The organism is Pseudoalteromonas luteoviolacea CPMOR-1 (assembly GCF_001625685.1).
GTDB classification, from domain to species: Bacteria; Pseudomonadota; Gammaproteobacteria; order Enterobacterales; family Alteromonadaceae; genus Pseudoalteromonas; species Pseudoalteromonas luteoviolacea_K.
In genome coordinates, this window is sequence record NZ_AUYC01000097.1 from 1 (window position 1) to 1,800 (window position 1,800).

Here is a 1,800-nt window from a genome sequence, read left to right on the forward strand (position 1 = left end):
GTGTTTTTGCCCATTAATGTAGTTATAAAAGGGTGGTAACTCATTGCGATGTTGCGGCTCTGTAGGGTGAAGTAAGCCAGGTAATAAACCCCTCAAGCACTGTGGCGTACCTATATCATTCATAATGTACACTGGCAAATAGAGGCCGTCAGTGGGCGGTGCAGGCTGTTCTGGATTTGAATTAATTAACATTGGTCGAACGTGGTAATCAATTGGTGGCCCATTTAAAGCGCGATCGTATAGCTTGACGGTTTGAGCAGTTGTACCATTGAGCCCCATATCAAAACCAAAGTCATATGATTGCTGCGAATACCTACTACCGAACTCGTGATTTTTCTTACCGCTATCTGAGCCATATGCTAAAAAAATGGATAAGTCATTGGCTACAAATGGCTTAATATCCCCGACGAAAATTGCGGTTTCTTTTGCACCATACTGATAAGGTCCTCCAACTAAATCACTCCACCACCCTTTAAAAAAGTAAAATGCCGATTTGCTCGCAATAACGGTCCAGTTAAAAAAACGGGCATCTGATGCAATGTATATCACTTTCCTGTAGCCAGGTAGTAATGCCTCTGTTCCCGTCCACGCTTTCATTGGTGTAACATCAACACATTGCCGTACTGAATCATCTCCCCTTTCAGTGGTTAGCCTTGCCGTGAAACCACTTGCAGAATTAGGATCATTATTAATAATCATTTCTGAAGACGTAACAGATTGCAGCTGCCACCCTGCCGCTGCTTTGCTTCCGTACCCGTCCACAAGGCACGCTTTTAGTACATTAAATAACTCACTGGGCTTCCCCTCTATAAATTGGGGTGCACCGGCATCTGTTGAGCTATATACTGAAACTGGCATAGACATTAGTAAAAACCTCTGAACGATATTGTCGAGCTATCGTGCTCTATATTTGTGTGACCGGGTGAGATTGAACGAACTAGCATCGTGGGCTTACTTGATGCGTATGTTGTAAACAAAAAAGCTTCCCCAACATTTAAACCCGCACCGAACGCGGCGCTTAATATAGTGAAATAAGGGCTGTTTACAAAAGGGTTAATCGGCTTGCAATCACTGCTAATTGAGCCATTTAAAACAGCGCCTAATGTTTCACCGTACACTGTAAATTCAGTAGTTGAAGTAAAAACGATTGCCCACCGCTGATTAATTGCACCCGAATTGATCATTTGAATGGGGTATTGAATCGTATTAACGGTATTTGATGCACTTGCGCCGGTATCACCAAAATTGTTTTGCCATGCGCTTACTGTCCTTTCATCTGACGATCTAGCTTGAAAATTGCCTAGGCGCTGAACACTAGAAACTGTTGATCCGACTGGGTAGCTTTTACTTAGACTCGTTAATAGTTGAATATCTTGTCCATTGATACTATCGACTTGTACTAGCTCTGATTGTATTGCAGTAATGATAAACGGGGCTGTGAACGCAGATACACCAGCTTTTATCGTGACAGTTCCCAACGCTCTGTCATAAGAGTAATTGTCGTCAGTGAGTGAATATAACGATTTTCCCTCGCTGTCTACAATGTCTAGCCAGTTAGCTCCTGAAATTACATTAACGGTCTGCCCGTTAGTCAATGAAGAGTGCGCGTTTCTATCTCGGTGCTGAATGCAAATCAAGTGATCTTCATGAATAATAGGAACACTACCAGTGGGCAACAGGTTGTAATCAATGCCGTTTGGTGGTGATGGGACCGTGATCTCTTCTAGTTCATCGACGTCATATCGGATGGTGCTTGGCAGTATATCAACCGAAAATTCAATACTAACATCACCTGTTGCT

The 1,800-nt window shown here is 42.9% G+C and carries 2 pseudogenes; both read right to left on the minus strand.

What is annotated here, in order from left to right:
• A pseudogene (locus tag N473_RS25660) lies at positions 1–864 on the minus strand (hypothetical protein); the annotation flags it as partial.
• A pseudogene (locus N473_RS26625) lies at positions 864–1,800 on the minus strand (hypothetical protein); the annotation flags it as partial. The pseudogenes N473_RS26625 and N473_RS25660, both read right to left, overlap by 1 nt.